The organism is Pseudonocardia sp. ICBG1293 (assembly GCF_020131355.1).
Classification (GTDB): Bacteria; Actinomycetota; Actinomycetes; order Mycobacteriales; family Pseudonocardiaceae; genus Pseudonocardia.
In genome coordinates, this window is sequence record NZ_JAHLEL010000085.1 from 161,569 (window position 1) to 179,863 (window position 18,295).

Genomic DNA, 18,295 nt, shown 5'->3' on the forward strand with positions numbered 1-18,295 from the left:
GAAGGAGACGTGACCCCATGACGGGTGTCGAGGTGAAGGTCGAGGGGCTGACGAAGTCCTTCGGTCGGGCCAACATCTGGTCGGACGTGAGCCTGACCCTGCCGGCGGGTGAGGTGTCGGTGCTGCTCGGGCCGTCGGGTACCGGTAAGTCGGTGTTCCTGAAGTCCCTGATCGGGCTGCTCAAGCCGGAGCGGGGGTCGATCGTGATCGAGGGCGTCGACCTGTGCAAGTGCTCGGAGTCCGAGCTGTATGAGATCCGGAAGCTGTTCGGGGTGTTGTTCCAGGACGGTGCGTTGTTCGGGTCGATGAACCTGTTCGACAACATCGCGTTCCCGTTGCGGGAGCACACGCGCAAGTCGGAGTCGGCGATCCGGGACATCGTCATGGAGAAGATCGACATGGTCGGTCTGGTCGGTGCCGAGGGGAAGCTGCCGGGGGAGATCTCGGGTGGTATGCGCAAGCGTGCGGGGCTGGCGCGGGCGTTGGTGCTGGATCCGAGGATCATTCTGTTCGACGAGCCGGACTCGGGTCTGGATCCGGTGCGCACGGCGTACCTGAACCAGTTGATCATCGACTTGAACGCGATGACGGACTCGACGTTCCTGATCGTGACCCATGACATCAACTCGGCGCAGACGGTGCCGGACAACATCGGTCTGCTGTACCGCAAGCACCTGGCGATGTTCGGTCCGCGGGAGGTGTTGTTGACCTCGGACGAGCCGGTGGTGGCGCAGTTCCTGAACGGGCGTCGTGAGGGTCCGATCGGGATGTCGGAGGAGAAGGACGCCGCGCAGGCCGCCCGGGAGATGGAGGCGGCGGGGGAGCTGGAGGGGCGTCCGCCGATGAAGCCGCAGTTGGTGGCGTCGACGGGGATGCCGGACCGGCAGGCGGTGCACCGTCGCCGGGAGCGGGTGGAGGCGATGCTGCACGAGCTGCCGGAGTCGGCGCAGGAGGCGATCCGGGAGCAGCGCGCCGACGTCGACGCCGCGTCCACCGGCCCGTCGCGGGACGGGACGACCCGGCAGGAGGCGCGAGCGGGGGCGGGCGGCGGCGGCGACCGGCCCACCGACGTCCAGCCCCGGGTCCGGGGCTGACCGCGGGCGGACAGGAGTGATGTTCCGGACATCCGGGAACGGTGGCGCCCGCATCACACCATGACATATGAGCAGCTCGTCAATCTTCGGCTGTCGCCGCTCGACGAGGAGCTGCGATGTCCGTCCCCCGCCGGGTCCTGCCGGTCGCCGTGCTGTCCGCCGCGGTGCTCGTCCTGTCCGCCTGCGGCGGGCCGCCCGCCCCGGCCGGCGCGCCGGACGCGGCCGGCGCCGTCACCGAGGTCAACTGCGGGATCGAGGTGACGGTCCCGGAGCCGCCCGGGCGCATCTACGCGCTCTACCAGCCCGCGATCGAGACCGTCCACGCACTGGGCCTGTCCGACCGGCTGGTGGGCACCGCCTACCTCGACGCGCCGGTGGTCGAGCTCTACGCCGCCGCGCAGGAGCGCACGGCCTACACCCGGGAGCTGCCCCGGCGTGAGGCGCTGCTCGCCGCCGAGCCGGACTTCGTGCTCGCCGGCTACAACAACGTGTTCGCCACCACCGGGGACGAGTCGATCAGCACCCGGGCGGACCTGGCGGCGCTGGGCGTCCGGACCTGGGTCAACGCACCGCTGTGCCCGTCGGCGGACGGGCTGTCCGACGAGGCCATCGACCCGGGCCAGGTGTCGATGGAGACGGTCTACGCCGACCTGCGCTCGCTCGGCCGGGTCCTCGGTGCCCCGGAGCGGGCCGAGCAGCTGGTCGGGGAGCTGCAGGCCACGGTCGCCGCGGTGCAGGAACGGGTGGCGGGGGCGCCGCGGCCCCGGGTGGCGATCCTGCTCAACGACGACGACGGCAGCTACCGGGTCGCCTCGGGCATCGACTTCGGCACCCGGGTCCTGGAGATGGCCGGCGCCGAGAACGTCTTCGGCGACCTCACCGAGCGCCGCCACGTCGCGGTGTCGAAGGAAGAACTGATCGCCAGGGACCCCGACGTCATCCTGACCTCGACCTGCTGCGACGCCGCCACCACCGTCGCCGACGGCGAGGCCGACGTGGCGCAGATCCGCACCGACCCCGCGCTCGCCGCGAGCACCGCGGTCCGTACGGGACGCGTGTACCCGTTCCTGTTCGCCGACCGGGCCGCGGGGATCCGGGGGCCGTCCGCGGCGGAGCGGGTCGCCGACCTCGTCCACCCGGAGTGAGCGCGGCGACCGCGGTCCGGGTCCGGCCCGTCGCGCCCTGGGCGCTGCCCGGCGCGGTGGCCGTGGTCGCCGTGGCCACGGTGCTCTCCATGAAGGTCGGGGCCCGGCCGCTGTCCTGGTCCGAGCTGTCGACCGGCCTGCTGCACTTCTCGGGGAGCCGGACCGACGTCGTCGTCCGGCACGTCCGGCTGCCCCGGACCCTGTGCGGTCTGCTCGCGGGTGCCTGTCTCGGTCTCGCCGGCGCGGTGGCCCAGGGCATCACCCGCAACCCGCTCGCCGGCCCGGACACGCTCGGGATCAACGCCGGCGCGGCGGCGGCGATGATCGCGACGATGACCGCGGGGGTCGGGTCGCTCACCGGGTACGTGTGGTTCGGCTTCCTCGGCGGGGCGTGCGCGGCGGCGGCCGTGTACGCGATCGGGGGATCGGGGCGCGCCGGGGTGACACCGGTGAAGCTCGCCCTGGCCGGGGCCGCGGTGTCCGCGCTGCTCACGGCGGTCACCTCGGCGTTCGTGCTGCTGGACCGGGACCTGTTCGCCCGCTACCGGTACTGGGTGGTCGGGTCGCTGGCCCGGGCGGACCTGGCCACGGTCGGGCAGTCGCTGCCGTTCGCCCTGGTGGGGATCGCGCTGGCGGTGGTCCTGGTCCGGCGCCTCGACGCGGTCGCGCTGGGGGAGGACGCCGCCCGCGGCCTCGGCGCCCGGCCCGGTCCGACGCGGGCGGCGGGGCTCGTCGCGGTGGTCGTCCTCGCGGGGACGGCGACCGCACTGGCCGGGCCGGTCGTGTTCCTCGGGCTGGTCGCCCCGCACGCGGCGCGGGCGCTGGTCGGCGCCGCACACCGGTGGGTACTGCCGCTGTCGGCGCTGCTCGCCGCGGGGCTGGCCCTGTTCGCCGACGTCGCGGGCCGGGTCGTCGTCGCACCGGAGGAGGTCCACCTCGGGGTCACCGCGGCCCTGCTCGGGGGGCCGGCGTTCCTGTACCTGGTCCGGACCCGGAAGGTGGCGGCCCTGTGAGCGCGACCCTGGTCCTGCGTCGCGGACCGGTGTCCGGCCGGATCGGCGTGCGCGGTCTGGTCCTCGGGCTGGCGACGTGGGCGGCGGCGGTGACCGTCGGGCTGGTCGCGGTCACGGTCGGGGAGTACCCGTTGCCGCTCGCGACGGTGCTCGACACCCTCGCCGGCCACGGCACCCTGCTCAGCTACGACCTCGTCGTCACCCACCGGCTGCCGCGGGCGCTCACCGCGGTCCTGGTCGGGGCGGCGTTCGGCATCGCCGGGGCGGTGCTGCAGCGGCTCGCCCACAACCCGCTGGTCAGCCCGGACGTCATCGGGATCAACGCGGGTGCCTCCGCCGGAGCGGTCGTGATGATCGTCGTGTGGGGGGCCTCGACGGTGTGGGTGACCGGCGGCGCGCTCACCGGCGCGGCACTCGCCGCGCTCACCGTGTACGCGGTCGCCTGGCGGGGCGGCTTCTCGGGCTACCGGCTGGTGCTGGTCGGGATCGGCGTCGCGGCGATGCTGGGGTCGGCCGCCACCTTCCTGCTGGGCCGGGCCGACGTGAACGTGGCCTACTCGGCCGCGGTGTGGCTGGTGGGCAGCCTGTCCGGTCGCTCGTGGCCGGACGTGGCGCCGGTGGCCGCGGGGCTGTGCCTGCTGCTGCCCGCCGTGCTCGCGGCAGCCCGCTCGCTGCAGGTCCTGGAGCTGGGGGACGACCTGGCGCGGTCGCTGTCGCCCCGCGCGGGGCGGGCGCGCGGGGTGATGCTCGCCGGGGCGGTGGGGCTGTCCGCGCTGGCGACGGCGTCCGCGGGCCCGGTCGGGTTCGTCGCGCTGGTCGCCCCGCAGGTCGTGCGCCGGCTGCTCCGGGAGCGCAGCCCCGGCCTGCTCGCCTCGGGCGGGACCGGGGCACTCGTGGTCGTCGTCGCCGACCTCGCGGCCCGCACCGTGTTCGCACCGCGGGAGCTGCCGGTCGGGGTCGTCACCGCCGTCGTCGGGGCGCCCGTACTCATCGCGCTGCTGGTACGCGCCCACCGGATCGGAGCGAGCGGATGACCCTGTCCGGAGAACGGCTGACCCTGGGCCACCACCCGGGGCAGGTCGTGATCGACGACCAGTCCGTGACCGTCCCGGCGTCGCGGATCACCGCCATCGTCGGGCCGAACGCCTCGGGCAAGTCCACCCTGCTGCGCGGGCTCGCCGGTCTGCTGCGTCCCGCCGCGGGACGCGTCCTGCTCGACGGTGCCGAGATCGCGCGGCTCCCGGCGACCGACCTCGCCCGCCGGCTCGGGGTGCTCCCGCAGCAGCCGACGACCCCGGACGGCATCACCGTCGGTGACCTCGTCGGACGGGGACGCCATCCCCACCAGCGCTGGTTCCGCCAGTGGTCGGCCGAGGACGAGGCCGCCGTCGGCGCGGCGCTGGCGGCGACCGGACTGACCGGGCTGGCCGACCGGCCGGCCACCGAGCTCTCCGGCGGGCAGCGGCAGCGGGCCTGGATCGCGCTGGTGCTGGCCCAGGGGCCCGGCACGATGCTGCTCGACGAGCCGACCACCTTCCTCGACCTCGCCCACCAGCTCGACGTGCTGGACCTGCTCCGCGCGGTCAACGCCGAGCAGGACCGCACGGTCGTGATGGTGCTGCACGACCTGGAGCTCGCCGCCCGCTACGCCCACCATCTGATCGCCGTGCGGGACGGGCGGATCGTCGCGGAGGGGGTACCCTCCGCCGTCGTGACCGAGGAGCTCGTCTCCTCGGTGTTCGGGGTGGACGCGCTGGTGACGCCGGACCCACTCACCGGGACCCCGCTGGTCCTGCCCCGCCCACGAGGTCGTCGCCCCGGACCGGGTGCTCGGCCGACGTAGTGCGCGACCGCCGCCGGGCCGCTCAGCCCGGCGGCAGCGCCGGGTCCGCCTTGAGCGCGACCCCGGACAGCTTCAGCCGTCGCGCCTCGCTCATCAGCAGCGCCAGCGTCGTCGCCGCGGCGGCGTAGCCGGTGCCGTGCGGCGGCCGGACGTTGGAGATGCAGTTGCGTTCGGAGTCGCGGCGGCCCCGGCGGGCGTCGTAGGTGAAGTACAGCCCCAGCGAGTCCACCGAGCTCATCCCCGGCCGCTCCCCGACGAGCACCACGACGTGCCGCGCACCGACCGCGGTCGCGACCTCGTCACCGAGCGCGACCCGGGCCTGGGTGGCGACGACCACCGGTGCCACCCGCCACCCGTCGAGCCGCTCCAGGATCGCGGCGAGCATCCCCGGGGCGTGTTCGGCGACCGCCCGCGGCGACAACCCGTCGGCGACCACGAGCACCACGTCGTGGTCGCCCCGGGGCAGCTCGGTGTCCGCGGCGAGGCGGCGGCCCAGGTCGGGCCGGGTCAGGTACTCGGTGCGATCACCCGGGGCGCCGGCGGCCCGCAGCGTCGACACCCCCAGCGCCGCGATCCGCTCGGTGAGCGCGTCCACGTCGAGCGGGGTGTGCACGGCGTCGCGGGCGGCCGCGTGCGCGGCGCGCAGCTCCAGCAGCCGCGCGGTCGGCAGGGCGTCCCCGGCGCGGCCGAGCGCCACCCGGGCCCGGGTGGAGGCGCGCAGCACGTCGAGCGGGTCGCTCACCGGACACCCGCCGTCAGGGTCCGGACGGCGCCCGCGGGCAGGTCGCGCAGCCGCCCCTCGCCGTCGAGCATGTCCATCGTGGTCAGCCACGCCTCGAACTCCGGGGCGGGCCGCAGGCCCAGCACCTGGCGGGCGTAGAGCGCGTCGTGGAAGGACAGCGACTGGTAGTGCAGCATCACGTCGTCGCCCCCGGGCACACAGATGACGAACGAGCAGCCCGCCGCGCCCAGCAGCGTGAGCAGCGCGTCGGTGTCGTCGGCGTCGGCCTCGGCGTGGTTGGTGTAGCAGACGTCGACACCCATCGGGGCGCCCAGCAGCTTCCCGCACACGTGGTCCTCCAGCCCGGCGCGGGTGATCTGCTTGCCGTCGTACAGGTACTCCGGCCCGATGAACCCGACGACCGTGTTGACCAGGAGCGGGTCGAAGGCGCGGGCGACGGCGTACGCCCTGGCCTCCAGGGTCTGCTGGTCGACGCCGTGGTGGGCGTCGGCGGACAGCGCGGAGCCCTGACCGGTCTCGAAGTACATGCAGTTCGTGCCGACGGTGCCCCGGTCCAGCGACCGCGCGGCCTCGTGCGCCTCGCGCAGCATCGCCAGGGTCACCCCGAACCCGGTGTTGGCGGCCTCGGTGCCGGCGACGGACTGGAACACCAGGTCCACCGGGGCACCGCGCTCCATGATCTCGATCGAGGTCGTGACGTGGGCGAGCACGCAGGACTGGGTGGGGATGTCGTAGCGGGTGCGCACCTCGTCGATCAGGTGCAGCAGGTCGGTGGTGCGCTGCGGCGAGTCCGTCGCCGGGTTGATGCCGATGACGGCGTCGCCACAGCCGAGCAGCAGCCCGTCCACGATCGACGCGGTCACCCCCGCGGGATCGTCGGTGGGGTGGTTGGGCTGCAACCGCGTCGCCATCGTGCCGGGCAGCCCGACCGTCGAGCGGAACGCGGTGACGACCGGGGTGCGCCGACCGACGGCGATCAGGTCCTGCAGCCGCATGAGCTTCGAGGTCGCCGCGACCATCTCGGGGGTCAGCCCGGGGGCGAGCGCGGTGGTGTCGGTGGTGGGGTCGAGCAGGTGCTCGCGGAAACCGCCGACGGTCATCGACGCGACCGGGGCGAACGCCTCGGGGTCGTGCGAGTCGACGATCAGGCGGGTCACCTCGTCGTCCTCGTAGGGGACGACCTGCTCGTCGAGGAAGGTGGCGAGCGGCAGGTCGGCCAGGACCGTCTGGGCGGCGACGCGTTCCTGCTCCGACCGGGCCGCGACCCCGGCGAGCACGTCCCCGGAGCGTTCCGGGGTGGCCGCGGCCAGCAGCGCCCGGAGGTCGGCGAACTCGTGGGTGTGCCCACCGAGGGTGGCTCTGCGGGTGGTCACGTCAGCTCGGCCTCCGCCTGTGCCAGCGCCGCGAACTCCTCGTCGGGGGCCGCGGCGACCAGGTGGTGTCGTGAGTAGAGCGCGAAGTACAGCATGAACAGGGCGAAGGCGCCGAGGGTCGCCCCCGCCGCGACCGGGTCGACGAGGAACGTCGCGATCACCGCGAGCACCGCGACGACCAGCGCGAACCCGGTCGTGACGACCCCGCCGGGGGTCCGGTACGGCCGCGGCATCTCCGGTGCGGTGCGGCGCAGCACGATGTGGCTGACCATCATCAGCACGTAGGACAGCGCGGCCCCGAACACCGCCATGTTCAGCAGCACGTCGCCCTGCCCGGTCAGCGAGAGCAGGAAGCCCACCGCGCCCGGGACGATCAGGGCGAGTGTGGGCGCCTTGCGGCCGTTGGTCACCGACAGCACCCGCGGCAGGTACCCGGCGCGCGAGAGCGCGAAGGTCTGCCGGGAGTAGGCGTAGATGATCGAGAAGAACCTGGCGACGAGCCCGGCCAGCCCGACGTAGTTGACGACGACGCCCGCGGTCGACCCGCCGAGCGCCTCGACGGGCGGGTTGCCCGACTCCGACAGCGCCTGCGCGCCGAGCGCCCCGGTCGCCAGCACCAGCACCAGCGCGTCGGTGACCAGCAGGACCAGCATCGCCGCGACGATGCCGCGGGGCACGTTCCGCTCGGGGTCCCGCGCCTCCTCCGCGGCCAGCGGCACGCCCTCCAGGGCGAGGAAGAACCAGATCGCGAACGGCACCGCCGACCAGATCCCGAGGTAGCCGAACGGCAGGAACGACGAGGCTCCCGCGGCGTCGGTCGGCGGGATGTCGACGAGGTTGCCCGCGTCGAACAGCGGCACCGCGGCGACGGCGAAGATCAGCAAACCCAGAACGGCGACCGTGGTGATCACGAACATGACCTTGAGCGCCTCGCCGACGCCGGCGACCAGCAGCCCGCCGAACCCGCCCTGGGCGAGGCCGAAGTTCCACCCGGAGTAGTCGCCGGAGATGACGTAGCTGACGCCGAGCCCGGCGAGCAGGACCCAGCCCGCCGCCCCGGTCCGCAGTCGGCGTCGCTGCAGGTAGTCCGACGGATCCTGGGCCATGTCGTCCTCCTGGGGCGTGTCCGCACCGGCGGGGACCGCCGGGTGTGGGGACAAGCTAGGGAGTGCGGGCCGGACGCGGGTAGGGCCGCGCGGGGTAACCGTGTGAGGAGTGTGTGTCGGCGGACCGGTCCGCCGACACACGGCCGTCACACGGGGCGGGTGGGCAGCTGCCCGGCCGCCGTCCCGCCGGGGTGCGCGGGCCCCGGCGCTCAGCCGCCCCCGGGCCCGCCCGACCCGCCGGGCCCTCCCGGGCTCGCCTCGACGGTGGCCTGCGGCAGCAGGACCTGCTGGCCGTCGTCGAGGCCGGAGCGGACCTCGGTGAACTGGTCGCCGGCCAGGCCGGCCTCGAACTGCCGGGTCACCGCGGCACCGTCCTCACCGGGCACGTCGACGGCCGAGCGGCCACCCTCCTGGCGCACGGCGGTGTTGGGCACCCGCAGCACGCCGTTGCGGGACTCGGTGCGCACGTCGGCCTGCGCGGTCTGGCCGTCGCGCAGCTGCGGGTCGGTGCGGTTCAGCACCACCGTGGCGTAGTAGCTCACGACCCCCGACAGCTGCGTCCGGTCGGTGCGACGGCCACGACGGTCGCCGGCAGGCTCACCCCGGGCAGCGCGTCGACCGTGACGTCGACGGTCTGGTTGGGCGCGACCCGCGCGGCGTCGCTCTCCTCGAACGGGACGACCAGCTGGTAGGTCTGCAGGTCGTTGAGGGTGAGGAACGGTGCCCCGCCGGCCGCGGACGCGCCGCCCCCGGAGGCTCCGGCGGCACCCGACGCCGCGGACGCCGACCCGACCGCATCGGGGATCCGGGCGTCGGTGCCCGGGGCGAGGGCGGTGGCGGCGCTCGCCGCGGGGACGACGTCCCCGACCGCGCCGTTGATCGCGGACACGGTGCCGGCGACCGGGGCGCGCAACAGGGTGTCGTCGAGGGCGCGCCGGGCGTCGGCGAGGGTGTTGCGGGCGTCGGCGACCACGGCGTCCTGCACCGCGACGTCGGCCGGCGCGTCGTTGTTCGCCCCGGTGAGCTGGGAGCGCGCGTCGGACACCGCACCCTCGGCGTTGGCGATCGAGACCCGGCCGGAGGCGGCACCGGTGTCGCGGGTGCCCTGCGCCTGCGCCAGCGCCGTCTGCGAGGCGATGACCTGGCCCTTCGCGGTGGCGACGGCCTGCTCGTCGGCGGTGACGGCGGTGCAGGCCGGGTCGGCGGTCGGGGTGCCGAGGCCGGATCCGCCCGAGGCCGGGGACCCGCCGGACAGCCCGCCGAGCAGTCCGCCACCGGAGGACGGCTCGGGGGTGGGCTCGGGGGTGGCCGTCGTACCGGTGCCGCCGGAGCGCTTGCAGGCCCGCCGGTCGGTCTCGAGCTGGTCCTGGGCCGCGGCGAGCTGCTTGCGGTCGAACCCGAGCTGGACCTCCGCCCGCTCGACGGCGGTGTCGTTCGCCGCGTCCTGCGCGCCGACCTGGTCGCGGGTCGCGGCCAGCACCGACTCGGCCGAGGCCAGCGACGCCTGCGCGGCCTCGACGGTGTTCGCACCGGTCAGCTTGCCCAGCGACGCCTGTTGCTGGTCCAGCCCCGCCTGCGCGGCGGCGACCTGGGACAGGGCCTCGGCGTCGTCGAGCCGGGCCAGCGGCTGCCCGGCGGCGACGGTCTCGCCGACCTCCACGAGTAGCTCGGTGACCCGGCCGCCGTCGGTGAACCCCAGGTTCTGCTGTGTGATCGACACCAGCGAGCCCGACGCCGACACCCCGGTCGAGACCACACCCCGGTCGACGACGGCCGTCGGCGGCGGTTGCTCCGCGCCGGTGCAGGCCGTGAGGCCGACGAGTCCGGTGAGCAGCAGGCTGCCCGCGAGTCGCAGTCGGGTCATGGGGAGCTCCTCAGCTGCTCACTGGTGCCGCAGGGCGTCGATGGGCCGCATGCGTGCGGCCCGGTTGGCGGGGAAACCGCCCGCGAGCAGACCGATCAGCAGGCTCACCCCGAAGGCGAGCACCACCGATCCGGCCGACACCGACGGGGCGGGGAAGTCCGGGACGAGGCGGGGCAGGACGACCCCGGCCAGCGTGGACACGCCGACACCGAGCAGGATGCCGATGATCCCGCCGATGCCGGTCAGGACCATCGCCTCGATGAGGAACTGCTGCAGGATCGACCGTCGGCGCGCGCCGATGGCCTTGCGGATGCCGATCTCACGGGTCCGCTCGGTCACCGTCACCAGCATGATGTTGGCGACGCCGATGCTGCCGACCAGCAGCGAGATCCCCGCGACGGCCGCCACGAAGATCGTCACGAAGCTCAGGACCTGCGAGGACTGGTCGAGCAGGCTCTGCAGGGCGGTGACGGTGTAGTCGCGGTCCTGCGGGTCGTCGATGCGGTGCCGGTCGTCGAGCACCGTGGTGACCTGCTCGACCGCCTGCGGCACCGCGTCGGTGGAGACGGCACGCACGGTGACCTGGTCGACGACGTCACCACCGCCGGTCAGGTAGGCCCGCGCGGCCCCCAGCGGCATGACGGCGATGTCGTCCTGCTGACCGTTGGGGGAGAGCACCCCGATCACCCGGAACGAGGTGCGGCCGATGCGCACCTCGGATCCCAGCGCGTCCCCGGCACGGCCACCGAACAGCGTGGCGACCGGGTTCGGGCCGAGCACGACGACCTTGGCCCGGGCGGTGGCCTGGCGGTCGTCGAAGAACGACCCGACGACGAGCTCGCGGTTGGTGATGTCGAGGTAGTCGGCGTCGGCACCGGTGACGCCGCTGCGGACGGTCCCGACGCCCGCCAGCTGCAGCTGCGCCGACCCGGTCACCGTCGGGCTGACCGAGGCGACCGCCGGGGCCGAGCTCCGGTCGCGCAGGGCCCGGACGTCGGCGTCGGTGAGGTCGCGCGGGCTGCCGCTGCCGCTGATGCCGCCGCGGTCCGGGGTGATCTGGATCTGGTTGGCGAGCGGGCCGAACGCGTCGGCGACGAAACGCTGCAGGCCGTTGCCGAACGCCACCAGCACGATCACCGCGGCGACCCCGATGATGATCCCGAGCATGGTGAGCAACGACCGCAGCGGGCCGGCCCGCAGGCCCCGGACCGCGATCCGTGCGGACTCCCAGATGGTCATCGGCGCTCGTCGCTCACGATCCGGCCGTCGCGCAGGGTCACGACCCGCTTGGCGAACTCGGCGACCTCCGGCTCGTGGGTGATCAGCACGACCGTGCGGCCGGACTCGTTCAGCTCCACGAACAGGTTCATGACGTCGGTGGTCGAGGTGGTGTCGAGGTTCCCCGTCGGCTCGTCGGCCAGGATCATCGACGGGTCGGTGACCAGCGCGCGGGCCACCGCGACCCGCTGCTGCTGGCCGCCGGAGAGTTCGTTCGGCCGGTGGTCGCCGCGGTCGGCCAGCCCGACCCGCTCCAGCGCGCGCCGCGCCCGGCCCCGGCGGTCGCGCCCGCCGGCGTAGACCAGCGGCAGCTCCACGTTGGCCAGCGCCGAGGTGCGCGGCAGCAGATTGAAGGACTGGAACACGAAACCGATCTTCTGCAGCCGGATGTCGGCGAGCCGGTTGTCCGACATCCGGCCGACGTCGATGCCGTCGAGCCGGTACGCGCCCGAACTCGGTACGTCGAGACAACCGAGGATGTTCATCATCGTGGACTTGCCGGATCCGGACGGACCCATGATCGCGACCAGGTCGCCGTCCTCGACGCGCAGGTCCACGGTGTCGAGCGCACGCAACTCCAGGTCACCGGTGCGGTAGACCTTGGAGACCCCCTCCAGCTCGATCACGATTTCGGAGACTACGCACGGCGCATTTCTCCGAATTCGTCGGGTGGACAACGGGAATGGTCCGGAGAAACGGGATGTCACTCGTTCGAGTGAATACTGGCGCGACGTCGTCACCTGAGAGTCGTCGATCAGTTAATGCGCCGTCGCGGCCCGGCGGGGGCACGAGCCGGTGTGTCGCCGCCCGGAGGGCACGCGGAATTCGTGACCACGTCGTGACCGTTCCCGCCGCGGGTGCGCTCCGGCCCGTCCGGCTACGGTGCTGCGGACCGACGCCGGGAGGCCGCATGAGCGAGGAACGACACCTGCTGGACGGACTCGCCGGCCCCACCGTCGCCCTCGAGGCGGTGAACCGGGCCACCTACGAGTTCACCGGCAGGCAGGCCCGGCGTGCGGGCCTGCACACCACCGACCTCTGGGCGTTGCGGCTGCTCGACGTGCACGGTTCCCTCGGCGCGACCGAGCTGGCCCGGCACCTCGACCTGCGGCCCGCCTCGACCACCGCGCTGATCGACCGGCTCGTCGCCGCCGGCCACCTGGAGCGGGTGCCCGACCCGCGCGACCGCCGCCGGGTCACCGTGCGCTCGCGGGAGGACTCCTTCCGCGAGCGGCTCGCCCAGTGGGAGCCGGCCGTCCGGGCCCTCGACGCCGTCGCCCGCCGCCTCCCCGCCGACGACCGCGCGGTCGTCGAGCGCTACCTGCGCGAGGTCGTCTCCACCCTCGACGAGCTCGGTGCCGGGTAGTCCGGCAGCCGGAACGCGTCGACCGCGCCGGTCGGCGACCCGCCGAACAGGCCGAGCAGCCGCTGCCCCGGCGAGCTCGCGACGGCCCGGAACGTGGTGCGCAGCGTCCGGATCCCGGTCCGGGTCCGCGGGTTGGTCAGTGTCAGCGGCGGCAGCTTCTGCGCCCGCCCGACCGCGGACCGCAGCAGTTGCTCGTAGCGGTGCAGCGCGCCCGCGGTGTCCGCCGGGCGGGTGGCCAGCTCCCCGGCCAGTACGTAGGCGCCGATGAGGGCCAGGCTCGTGCCCCCGCCACCCAGCGGCGACGGGCAGTGTGCGGCGTCGCCGAGCAGTACGACCCGGCCCGAGCTCCAGCGCGGGGCCATGACCTGTCCGACGGCGTCGAAGTACATCGGGGCACCGTCGGGACCGTCACCGAGCTCGCGCAGGATCCGCGGAGCCGCCCATCCCGCGTCGGCGAAGGTGTGTCGCAGCACGGTGCGGACGTCGGCGTCGCCGAGCGTCTCCAGGCCGCGGACCCCGGACAGGAAGGTCAGCATGGCCCGGGTGGTGCCCAGGTTGTCCGGGCGCAGGTGCACCCCGCGCGAGCCGGTCTCGTGGAACCAGTTCCACCAGGCGTCGTCGTCGCCGGTGCGGGGGATGGTCAGGTAGGCCCCGTACATGCCGGTCTCGCGCACGGTGACGTCGTCGAACAGCAGGTCGCGGGTGCGCGACCGCAGCCCCTCGGCGACCACGACCAGGTCGGCGGTGACCGTCGTGCCGTCGTCGAGGGCGACCCGGGCCGGGCCGTCGCCGGTGCCACGGTCCTCGACGTCGACGATCCGGGTGCCGAACCGGAACGTCGTGGACTCCGGGGCGGCCTCCATCAGCACCCGCGCCAGCTCGCCGCGCAGGATCTCCAGCTCGGCGGTGGGGCCGTCGGTCGGCCCGGACGGGTCCATCGGGATCTCCCCGACGGGGCGGCCGCCGTCGCCGATCACGCGGAAGCCGACCTCGCGGGTGCCCGCGGCCCGCACGGCGTCCTCCAGGCCCATCCGGCGCAGCACCTCACGGGCGGCCCCGCGGACGTCGATGTTGTGCCCCTCGTCGCGGCGCCGCGGCGCGCGTTCCAGGACCGTGGTGCGCCAGCCGTACGCGGACAGGCGCAGGGCGAGCGCGGTGCCGGCGATGCCGGCGCCGGAGACGAGTACGTGCCGTGAGGGGGTCATGGTAGTTAGATTACCGAAATACCTTGCCGGCTAAACCTGCGCGACGATCTCGTCCGCGACCCAGCGGGCCACGCCCTCCGGGAACGGGGCCGGGAGTCCGAGGACGACGTGTCCGAAGCCGGCCGCCACGGCCGCGCGGACCCGGTCGCGGGCGTCCTGCGGGTCGTCGTAGGAGACGCCCAGGTGGATGGACCGGGTGATCTCCGACGGGTCGCGGCCGAGCTCGGCGCACAGCTCGTCGAGCATCGCGCTGCGGGCCACGGCGTCGTCGAGGTCCCCGCCGGGGATGTTCCAGACGTCGGCGTGCCGGGCCGCGATCCGCAGGGTCGCCCTGGCCCGGCCGCCGATCACGATCGGGGGGTGCGCCTGCACCGGCTTCGGGTTCCCGAACGCGCCGGTGAGTCGCACCTGCTCGCCGTCGACGTCGAAGGGCTCGGTCTCGGTCCACAGCCGCCGGATCACGGTGCAGGCCTCGTCGAGCGCGGCGACGGCGCCCGCGGTGTCGGCGAAGGGCAGGCCGTGCGCCTCGTACTCCCGGCGGGCGAGCGGGTGGTCGGGCCGGGATCCGACGCCGATGCCCAGGTCGAGCCGCCCGTCGGACACGACGTCGACCGTCGTCGCGATCTTGGCGAGCACCGCGGGCGGGCGGAACCGGTTGCTGGTGACCAGCAGGCCCATGCGGAGCCGCCGGGTCCGCGCGGCGAGCGCGGACAGGGTGGTCCAGCCGTCGAGGGTCGGGCCGCGGAGGTCCCCGCCGATCGGCATGAGGTGGTCGAACAGCCAGGCGTGCGCGATACCGGGCAGGTCGTCGGCCTCGAGCCAGACGCGCAGCAGGTCCTGGTAGGTGGTGTGCATCTGGGCGGTCATGATGCCGATGGAGGCGCGGGTCACGGATGCTCCCGGAGACGATGAAACGGAACAATGTTCCGGGTACGATACGGAACAGGGTTCCGGTCGGCAAGGAGGTGTGTGGTGGGCGTGCGACACGAGCCGGTCCGGTCCGACGCGCGGCGCAGCCGGGCCGCCCTGCTCGAGGCGGCCGCGACGGAGTTCGTGACCTCGGGTGTCGACGCCCCGGTGCGCGCGATCGCGGCCCGGGCCGGGGTCGGGGTGGGGACCGTCTACCGGCACTTCCCGACCCGGCCCGACCTCGTGGTCGCCGTGTACCGGCACCAGGTCGAGAGCTGCGCCGCGGCCGCACGGACCTATCTGGACGCCGGTCCGACGCCGGTCGCGGCGCTCGAGGGCTGGGTCGGGGAGTTCGTCGACCTGGTCGCCACCAAGCACGGACTGTTCTCCATGCTCGTCCACGACGACGGCCGCTCCGTCGCGCTGCACGAGCTGTTCCTCGAGCGGCTCCTGCCCGCGGGCGAGGAGATCGTCCGGGCGGCGCAGGCCGCCGGGCAGCTGTCGTCCGACGTCACCGCGTACGAGGTGCTGCGGGGGATCGGCAACCTGTGCTTCGGTGCCGAGGACGACCCGGCCTACGACGCCCGGCGTGCGGTCGGCTTCTTCCTCGCCGGTCTTCGGGCTGCCTAACCGGAACATCGTTCCTGTATAGTAACGGAGGAGGCTCCGTTTCGGGGTCTCCACTCCGTCTCCCGAAGGAGCGCGCCATCGTGGACTCCACGATCTCCCTCACCGTCGACGGCCGTCGCCACGAGCTGACGGTCGGCACCCGCACCACCGTCCTCGACGCACTGCGTGACCGGCTCGGCGTGACCAGCGCCAAGAAGGGCTGCGACCACGGCCAGTGCGGTGCCTGCACCGTCCTGCTGGCCGGGCCCGACGAGCCGGGGCCGGGCCGCCGCGTGCTGTCCTGCCTCTCGCTCGCGGTCGCCCACGACGACGCCGCCGTGACCACAGCCGACGGCCTCGGTGACGGCGCGGACCTGCACCCGCTCGCCGAGGCCTTCGTGACCCACGACGCCTACCAGTGCGGCTACTGCACCCCCGGCCAGATCTGCTCGGCCGTCGGGATGCTGGACGAGGCCGGTGCCGGGCACCCCAGTGCCGTCATCGCCGACCTGTCCGCCGACGGGCCCGCCGTGCTGGACCGCGCCGAGATCGCCGAGCGCCTGTCCGGGAACCTGTGCCGCTGCGCGGCCTACTCCGGCATCGTCGACGCCGTCAGCGCCGTGAGCACCGGAGCGGGGGCGTCGCGGTGAAGCCGTTCGCCTACAGCCGCCCCGGCGACGCCGCGGCCGCCGTCGCCACCGTCTCCGCCGACCCGTCCGCCGTCTACCTGGCCGGGGGCACCAACCTCGTCGACCACCTCAAGCTGGGCCTGGTCGACCCGGGCACGGTCGTCGACGTCACCGGGCTGCTCCCCACCGGGATCACCCCGACCGCCGACGGCGGCCTGTCCATCGGCGCGGGCGCCCGCAACACCGACGTCGCCGCGGACCCGCGGGTCCGGCGGGACTACCCGGCACTGTCCGCGGCGCTGCTCGCCGGCGCGTCCGGGCAGCTGCGCAACATGGCGACGACCGGCGGGAACCTGTTGCAGCGCACCCGCTGCTCCTACTTCGCCGACCTCACCGCGCCCTGCACCAAGCGCGACCCCACGCAGGGCTGTTCGGCCCAGCACGGCTGGGCCCGTCACCACGCGATCCTCGGCGCACCCGAGGGTGGCTGCATCGCGACGCACCCGTCGGACATGGCAGTCGCGCTGGCCGCGTTCGACGCCCGCGTGCACGTCCTCGGCCCGGACGGCGAGCGCACCGTCGCGGCCACCGAGCTGCACCGGCTGCCCGGCGACGACCCGGGCCGCGACACCGTGCTGGAGCACGGGGAGCTGATCACCTCGGTGGAGCTGCCCGCGCTGCCGGTCGCCGCGCACTCGACCTACCGCAAGGTCCGCGACCGCGCCTCGTACGCGTTCGCCCTGGTGTCGGTCGCCGCGGCCCTCGACGTCGCCGACGACGGCACCGTCCGCGACGTGCGGATCGCGCTCGGCGGGGTCGCGCACCGGCCGTGGCGGGCGCTCCGCGCCGAGCAGGCGCTGCGCGGCGGTCCCGCCACCGACGAGGCGTTCCGCGCCGCGGCGGCGGCCGAGACCGCCGACGCCCGCGCCGTCGACACCGCCGTCGGCGGCAACGCCTTCAAGATCCCGCTGGTGGCCGGCACGGTCACCGCCACCCTGCGCGGCCTCGCCGCGCACCGGACGGAGGCCGCATGACCCGCACCGTCACCCCCGGACCCACCACCGACGGCACCGCCGGCACGTCGCACACCCGGATCGAGGGCCCCGCCAAGGTCACCGGCAACGCCGTCTACGCCTACGAGCAGGACGCCGTCGCCCCGCTGCACCTGCGCGGCGTCGGTGCCACGATCGCCCGGGGCCGGGTGCGCACGGTCGACACCACCGCCGCGGCCGCGGTCCCCGGGGTGGTCGCGGTGCTCACCGCGGACACCGCGCCGCGGCTCGACGACGGCGCGAGTGCGGAGCAGGCCGTCCTGCAGACCGGCGCCGTGCACCACCGCGGCCAGTACGTCGCCGCGGTGCTCGCCGAGACCGCCGAGGCGGCCCGTGAGGCCGCCGACGCCGTCGTCGTCACCTACGACGCCGAGGACGCCGTCACCGGCTTCGACCCGGCCTCGGCGCAGGCCTACACCCCCGAGGTGGTGGTCGCGTTCCCGCCGGACACCACGACCGGCGACCCGGAGACGGCGTTCGCACAGGCCCCGGTCCGGGTCGACGCCACCTACCGCACCCCGATCGAGTACCACCACCCGATGGAGCCGCACTCGACGGTGGCCCGCTGGGACGGCAGGCACCTCACCCTGTTCGAGGCCTCGCAGGCCGTCTGGGACGCCCGCCGCCAGGTCGCGGCGTTGTTCGGGATCGGCGACGACGACGTCACCGTCGTCTCGCCGCACGTCGGCGGCGGGTTCGGGACCAAGGGCACGCTGCACGCCGGGTCGGTGCTGGCCGTGCTCGCGGCGCGGGCCGTCCCCGGCCGGTCGGTCAAGCTGTCGCTCACCCGGCGCGAGATGACCGACACCACCGGCTACCGGCCGGCGACGGTCCAGCGGGTCCGGCTCGGCGCGGGCACCGACGGGCGGCTGCAGTCCCTGGCCCACGACGTCGTCGAGGCCGGGGCGCGGATGGCCGAGTTCGGCGAGCCGACCGCGGTGATCAGCCGCCACCTGTACGCGGCGCCGCACCGGCGGACCTCGCACCGGGTGGTGCCGCTGGACCTGTCGACGCCGACCTACATGCGCGCCCCCGGCGAGGCACCCGGCAGCTTCGGTGCGGAGTCC

Annotated in this window: 18 protein-coding genes and 1 pseudogene; 10 read left to right on the forward strand and 9 right to left on the reverse strand. The window is 74.5% G+C overall.

The genetic code is table 11. The features are described 5' to 3' along the window. The first annotated feature begins 17 nt into the window (after positions 1-17). From KPF47_RS37410 to KPF47_RS37430, 5 genes are all read left to right on the forward strand, one after another. Complete coding sequence (locus KPF47_RS37410; protein WP_224393068.1) at positions 18-1,094, forward strand: ABC transporter ATP-binding protein; 1,077 nt, start codon at positions 18-20, stop codon at positions 1,092-1,094. A gap of 116 nt (positions 1,095-1,210) precedes the next feature. Beyond that, positions 1,211-2,239: an ABC transporter substrate-binding protein gene (locus KPF47_RS37415; protein WP_224393069.1), complete on the forward strand. Its 1,029-nt coding sequence runs from the start codon at positions 1,211-1,213 to the stop codon at positions 2,237-2,239. Next, positions 2,236-3,252 (forward strand): iron ABC transporter permease, encoded by a 1,017-nt coding sequence (locus tag KPF47_RS37420; protein ID WP_224393070.1) that lies wholly within the window; start codon positions 2,236-2,238, stop codon positions 3,250-3,252. The genes KPF47_RS37415 and KPF47_RS37420 overlap by 4 nt, the downstream gene beginning before the upstream one ends. Further along, positions 3,249-4,286: an iron chelate uptake ABC transporter family permease subunit gene (locus KPF47_RS37425; protein WP_224393071.1), complete on the forward strand. Its 1,038-nt coding sequence runs from the start codon at positions 3,249-3,251 to the stop codon at positions 4,284-4,286. The genes KPF47_RS37420 and KPF47_RS37425 overlap by 4 nt, the downstream gene beginning before the upstream one ends. Next, positions 4,283-5,095, forward strand: a complete 813-nt coding sequence (locus KPF47_RS37430; protein WP_224393072.1) for an ABC transporter ATP-binding protein — start codon at positions 4,283-4,285, stop codon at positions 5,093-5,095. Before KPF47_RS37425 ends, KPF47_RS37430 begins: the two co-directional genes overlap by 4 nt. Before the next feature lie 22 nt (positions 5,096-5,117). Here the strand turns inward: KPF47_RS37430 and eutC are convergent, their stop codons facing one another. The 7 genes from eutC to KPF47_RS37465 form a co-directional block, all read right to left on the reverse strand. Further along, positions 5,118-5,837 carry an ethanolamine ammonia-lyase subunit EutC gene (gene eutC, locus KPF47_RS37435; RefSeq protein WP_224393073.1) on the reverse strand — a complete coding sequence of 240 codons (720 nt, stop codon included), beginning with the start codon at positions 5,835-5,837 and terminating at the stop codon, positions 5,118-5,120. After that, positions 5,834-7,210 carry an ethanolamine ammonia-lyase subunit EutB gene (locus tag KPF47_RS37440; RefSeq protein WP_224393074.1) on the reverse strand — a complete coding sequence of 459 codons (1,377 nt, stop codon included), beginning with the start codon at positions 7,208-7,210 and terminating at the stop codon, positions 5,834-5,836. Before KPF47_RS37440 ends, eutC begins: the two co-directional genes overlap by 4 nt. Then, complete coding sequence (locus KPF47_RS37445) at positions 7,207-8,316, reverse strand: amino acid permease (RefSeq protein ID WP_224393075.1); 1,110 nt, start codon at positions 8,314-8,316, stop codon at positions 7,207-7,209. The genes KPF47_RS37440 and KPF47_RS37445 overlap by 4 nt, the downstream gene beginning before the upstream one ends. 209 nt (positions 8,317-8,525) lie before the next feature. Beyond that, positions 8,526-8,858: a hypothetical protein gene (locus tag KPF47_RS37450; RefSeq protein WP_224393076.1), complete on the reverse strand. Its 333-nt coding sequence runs from the start codon at positions 8,856-8,858 to the stop codon at positions 8,526-8,528. Then, positions 8,855-10,180, reverse strand: a complete 1,326-nt coding sequence (locus tag KPF47_RS37455; RefSeq protein WP_224393077.1) for an HlyD family secretion protein — start codon at positions 10,178-10,180, stop codon at positions 8,855-8,857. The genes KPF47_RS37450 and KPF47_RS37455 overlap by 4 nt, the downstream gene beginning before the upstream one ends. An 18-nt stretch (positions 10,181-10,198) precedes the next feature. Beyond that, positions 10,199-11,419 carry an ABC transporter permease gene (locus KPF47_RS37460; RefSeq protein ID WP_224393078.1) on the reverse strand — a complete coding sequence of 407 codons (1,221 nt, stop codon included), beginning with the start codon at positions 11,417-11,419 and terminating at the stop codon, positions 10,199-10,201. Further along, on the reverse strand, positions 11,416-12,084 hold the full coding sequence (locus tag KPF47_RS37465; RefSeq protein WP_224393079.1) for an ABC transporter ATP-binding protein: 669 nt from the start codon (positions 12,082-12,084) through the stop codon (positions 11,416-11,418). The genes KPF47_RS37460 and KPF47_RS37465 overlap by 4 nt, the downstream gene beginning before the upstream one ends. A 284-nt stretch (positions 12,085-12,368) precedes the next feature. On the opposite strand from KPF47_RS37465, the gene KPF47_RS37470 reads away from it, so the two are divergent. Continuing rightward, positions 12,369-12,824, forward strand: coding sequence for a MarR family winged helix-turn-helix transcriptional regulator (locus KPF47_RS37470; RefSeq protein WP_224393080.1), 456 nt, complete (start codon positions 12,369-12,371; stop codon positions 12,822-12,824). On the opposite strand, the gene KPF47_RS37475 is transcribed toward KPF47_RS37470, so the two are convergent. Together KPF47_RS37475 and KPF47_RS37480 are read right to left on the reverse strand one after the other, a co-directional pair. Then, positions 12,776-14,029 carry an FAD-dependent monooxygenase gene (locus KPF47_RS37475; RefSeq protein WP_224393081.1) on the reverse strand — a complete coding sequence of 418 codons (1,254 nt, stop codon included), beginning with the start codon at positions 14,027-14,029 and terminating at the stop codon, positions 12,776-12,778. The genes KPF47_RS37470 and KPF47_RS37475 overlap by 49 nt on opposite strands. 30 nt (positions 14,030-14,059) lie before the next feature. Beyond that, positions 14,060-14,884, reverse strand: coding sequence for an LLM class flavin-dependent oxidoreductase (locus KPF47_RS37480; RefSeq protein WP_374108958.1), 825 nt, complete (start codon positions 14,882-14,884; stop codon positions 14,060-14,062). 117 nt (positions 14,885-15,001) lie between these two features. Here KPF47_RS37480 and KPF47_RS37485 point away from each other — a divergent pair, with 117 nt between their 5' ends. From KPF47_RS37485 to KPF47_RS37500, 4 genes and pseudogenes are all read left to right on the forward strand, one after another. After that, positions 15,002-15,568 carry a TetR/AcrR family transcriptional regulator gene (locus tag KPF47_RS37485; protein WP_224393082.1) on the forward strand — a complete coding sequence of 189 codons (567 nt, stop codon included), beginning with the start codon at positions 15,002-15,004 and terminating at the stop codon, positions 15,566-15,568. Positions 15,569-15,648: 80 nt separating this feature from the next. Then, positions 15,649-16,197: a 2Fe-2S iron-sulfur cluster-binding protein gene (locus tag KPF47_RS37490; protein WP_224393083.1), complete on the forward strand. Its 549-nt coding sequence runs from the start codon at positions 15,649-15,651 to the stop codon at positions 16,195-16,197. After that, the gene (locus KPF47_RS37495) at positions 16,194-17,210 is read left to right on the forward strand and encodes a xanthine dehydrogenase family protein subunit M (protein ID WP_224393084.1); all 1,017 of its coding nucleotides are present in this window, start codon (positions 16,194-16,196) and stop codon (positions 17,208-17,210) included. Before KPF47_RS37490 ends, KPF47_RS37495 begins: the two co-directional genes overlap by 4 nt. After that, a pseudogene (locus tag KPF47_RS37500) lies at positions 17,207-18,295 on the forward strand (xanthine dehydrogenase family protein molybdopterin-binding subunit); the annotation flags it as partial. The gene KPF47_RS37495 and the pseudogene KPF47_RS37500, both read left to right, overlap by 4 nt.

Coding starts and splice junctions, on each gene's coding strand:
- KPF47_RS37410 (WP_224393068.1), top strand. CDS start 18: ATGACGGGTGTCGAGGTGAAGGTCGAGGGGCTGACGAAGTCCTTCGGT.
- KPF47_RS37415 (WP_224393069.1), top strand. CDS start 1,211: ATGTCCGTCCCCCGCCGGGTCCTGCCGGTCGCCGTGCTGTCCGCCGCG.
- KPF47_RS37430 (WP_224393072.1), top strand. CDS start 4,283: ATGACCCTGTCCGGAGAACGGCTGACCCTGGGCCACCACCCGGGGCAG.
- KPF47_RS37445 (WP_224393075.1), bottom strand. CDS start 8,316: ATGGCCCAGGATCCGTCGGACTACCTGCAGCGACGCCGACTGCGGACC.
- KPF47_RS37455 (WP_224393077.1), bottom strand. CDS start 10,180: ATGACCCGACTGCGACTCGCGGGCAGCCTGCTGCTCACCGGACTCGTC.
- KPF47_RS37460 (WP_224393078.1), bottom strand. CDS start 11,419: ATGACCATCTGGGAGTCCGCACGGATCGCGGTCCGGGGCCTGCGGGCC.
- KPF47_RS37470 (WP_224393080.1), top strand. CDS start 12,369: ATGAGCGAGGAACGACACCTGCTGGACGGACTCGCCGGCCCCACCGTC.
- KPF47_RS37475 (WP_224393081.1), bottom strand. CDS start 14,029: ATGACCCCCTCACGGCACGTACTCGTCTCCGGCGCCGGCATCGCCGGC.
- KPF47_RS37480 (WP_374108958.1), bottom strand. CDS start 14,884: ATGCACACCACCTACCAGGACCTGCTGCGCGTCTGGCTCGAGGCCGAC.